The 2,616-nt window shown below is 69.6% G+C and carries 5 protein-coding genes; all 5 read right to left on the bottom strand.

Annotated features, from left to right (window positions below; genetic code table 11):
- Positions 1 to 96: 96 nt before the first annotated feature.
- A complete protein-coding gene (locus tag C1I98_RS37755; RefSeq protein WP_111172038.1) occupies positions 97 to 327 on the bottom strand; it encodes a DUF3107 domain-containing protein in 231 nt (76 codons plus the stop codon).
- A gap of 107 nt (positions 328 to 434) precedes the next feature.
- Positions 435 to 1,055 carry a TetR/AcrR family transcriptional regulator gene (locus tag C1I98_RS37750; RefSeq protein WP_111172037.1) on the bottom strand — a complete coding sequence of 207 codons (621 nt, stop codon included), beginning with the start codon at positions 1,053 to 1,055 and terminating at the stop codon, positions 435 to 437.
- Between the two features lie 98 nt (positions 1,056 to 1,153).
- On the bottom strand, positions 1,154 to 1,387 hold the full coding sequence (locus C1I98_RS37745) for a hypothetical protein (protein WP_233508537.1): 234 nt from the start codon (positions 1,385 to 1,387) through the stop codon (positions 1,154 to 1,156).
- A gap of 59 nt (positions 1,388 to 1,446) precedes the next feature.
- Positions 1,447 to 2,334 carry a non-homologous end-joining DNA ligase gene (gene ligD / locus C1I98_RS37740; protein ID WP_111172036.1) on the bottom strand — a complete coding sequence of 296 codons (888 nt, stop codon included), beginning with the start codon at positions 2,332 to 2,334 and terminating at the stop codon, positions 1,447 to 1,449.
- A partial coding sequence (locus C1I98_RS37735; RefSeq protein WP_497846239.1) for an ATP dependent DNA ligase occupies positions 2,331 to 2,616 on the bottom strand: 286 nt, incomplete at its 5' end. The genes C1I98_RS37735 and ligD, both read right to left, overlap by 4 nt.

The following is a 2,616-nucleotide window of genomic DNA, read 5'->3' as shown; positions in this document are numbered from 1 at the left end:
GATCACCCCGGTCGGCCCGGTCCCGACCCCGGTCGCCCTGGTTGGTCTGGGGCGGACCGGGGCGGCGGGCGGGAGTCGCCCGCCCGTCGCCCCGTGTCAGAGAGTGCCGCCGAAACCGGCCGGACGGGGCTCGTCTTCGCCGATCTCCACAAAACCCAGCGATTCAACCGGTATCACGATCCTGCGCCCCCGCACGTCGGAGATCGCGAACACGCCCCGCTCGGCGGCGAGCGCGTTGCGCAGCTCCTCCTCTACCCGCTCGGCGGTCCAGTCGGTCTCCACGATTAGCTCACGGTGTACCGACCGCACGCCGATCTTGACTTCCATCGGATTCCCTTTCGACGCGGGCTGCTCCTACCATGGTCGCCCCCACCTCGCCGAATGTGACGGTTGATCGCGTCAAGCGAACAGAGGTTCAGGTGGCGGCCGGGCCTTCAGGTGCTGAGCGGGAAACCGCCGATGCCGCGCCAGGCCAGGCGGGCCATGAGCTGCGTGGCCGCCTCCTTGGGAATGGAGTCTCCGCTGGTCAGCCAGTAGCGGGCGCTGACCTCCGCCATGCCCACCAGCCCCACGCCCAGCAGGTGGGCCTCCTCCTTGGAGCAGCCCGTGTCCTCCTGGATGACCTGACTGATCATCGCGGCGCTCTCCCGGAGCGAACGCTCCATGCGCTGCCGCACCGGCTCGACGTTGCGCAGATCGGACTCGAACACCAGCCGGAACGCCTCGCCCTGGACCGAGACGAAGTCGAAGAACGCGCCGATCGCCGCCTGCACCCGCTGCTTGTTGTCGGTCGTCGCGGCCAGCGCCTCACGGCACCGGCCGACCATGTCGTCGACGTGCGTGTCGAGCAGCGCCAGGTAGAGCTCCAGCTTGCTGGGGAAGTGCTGGTAGAGCACCGGCTTGCTGACCCCGGCCCGCTCGGCGATCTCGTCCATCGCGGCGGCGTGGTAGCCGTTCTCGACGAAGACCTCCTGTGCCGCGCCGAGCAACTGGCGGCGGCGGGCCAGCCGGGGCAGCCGGGTGCCCCGGGGCCTCGCGTCCGGGGTTGCGGTCACGGCGGTCTCCTAGCTACGGCCCGGTACGGGCTCGCCGTCCTGGCTCGATCGGGTCTCGCGACATCCTACGCATGAGGATTACTGCCGAGTAGCACGGCTCAGCGGTAATCGTCCTCGTCGAGGTCGACGGTACGCTCCTGCTCGGCCGCGTCGAAGGGATCGACGTCGAACGGGATCTCCTGCCGCCACCGCAGCCCGGCCGACTCCCTCATCTCGCGGTGCTGCTCGACGGCGTCGGCCTCCTCGATCTCTATCGCGATCTCCTGCACGGTCGTCTCGTCGTCGAGCGCGCGCTCGGTGAGACTGTCTCCGCGCACGTCCATCTCCGACATCGGTGGTCCCTCCCTTGATGAACCGACAGCCACCACCCTACGGCCCCCCACCGACAACGCTAGGGGGCCACCGGCCCGAACAGATCTCCGTGTTCCTCCACGCGGGCCAGCACGTCGGCGGCGGTGAACACCAACTCGCCCGCATCATCGCACTCCTCGACCTCTTCCCAGGTGAGCGGCGTTGACACGGTGGGGCGCGCGCGGGCGCGCAGCGAGTACGGCGCGACCGTGGTCTTGGCGGTGTTGTTCTGGCTCCAGTCGATCAGCACCTTCCCCTCGCGCACCTTCTTGGTCATCACGCTGACGATCTCGTCCCGGTGCTCGGACTCCAGCCGGCGCGCGACCTCCCTCGCGTACTCCCGGGGGTCGTCCTCGCGCCGCCACGGCGCGTAGAGCTGCATGCCCTTGCTGCCGCTGGTCTTGGGGCAGGCGCTCAGCCCGTCCTCGTCCAGTACGTCGCGCAGCAGGCCCGCCACCCGACAGCACTCGACGATCGTCGCCGGAGGCCCCGGATCGAGGTCGAAGACCAGGGTGTCCGGGTCGCGCGGCCGATCCTTGCCGTCCACCCGCCACATCGGCACGTGCAGCTCCAGTGCGGCCAGGTTGGCGAAGAACACCAGCGCCGGCAGATCCTCGATGACGGCGAAGTCGATGGTGTCGCGGTCCTTCGTACTGCCCGGCGTGGGGACGTTGACGGTCCTGATCCAGTCCGGGACGTGCCTCGGCGCGTTCTTCTCGAAGAAGAAGGGGCCCTCGACGCCGTTCGGGTACCGCTTGACGGTGAGCGGCCGTCCCCGCAGGTGGGGGAGCAGGACGGGGGCGATGCGCGAGTAGTAGTCGATCACCTCGGCCTTGGTGAAGCCCTCCTCCGGGTAGAGCACCTTGTCCAGGTTGCTCAGCCGCAGGTCCCTGCCCTCGACCTTGACGGGCACCCGGCCGCCGCTCACAGGATCACCTCCGCTGGGATCTTGTCCGGGCGCAGGCCCCGCCAGACCGCGTTGCGCAGGCGGCGTTCCTCCGTCCAGACGGTGAAGGCCACTTCCCCCACCAACTCCGGACGAACCCACCGGGAGCCACGGGCGATCTCCGGGGGAACGGGGACGCAGAACGGGCTCTCGTCCGTTTCCAGCGGGGCCAGCCTGGCGTAGAGGTCGTCCAGCACGGCGTCGGTGAAGCCGGTCCCGACGTGGCCGACGTAGACCAGGCCGCGCGCGCCGAAGGCCCCCATG

Origin of the sequence: Spongiactinospora gelatinilytica, from assembly GCF_003236385.1 — a bacterium.
GTDB classification, from domain to species: Bacteria; Actinomycetota; Actinomycetes; order Streptosporangiales; family Streptosporangiaceae; genus Spongiactinospora; species Spongiactinospora gelatinilytica.
This window is presented reverse-complemented; position numbering and strand designations above follow the sequence as displayed.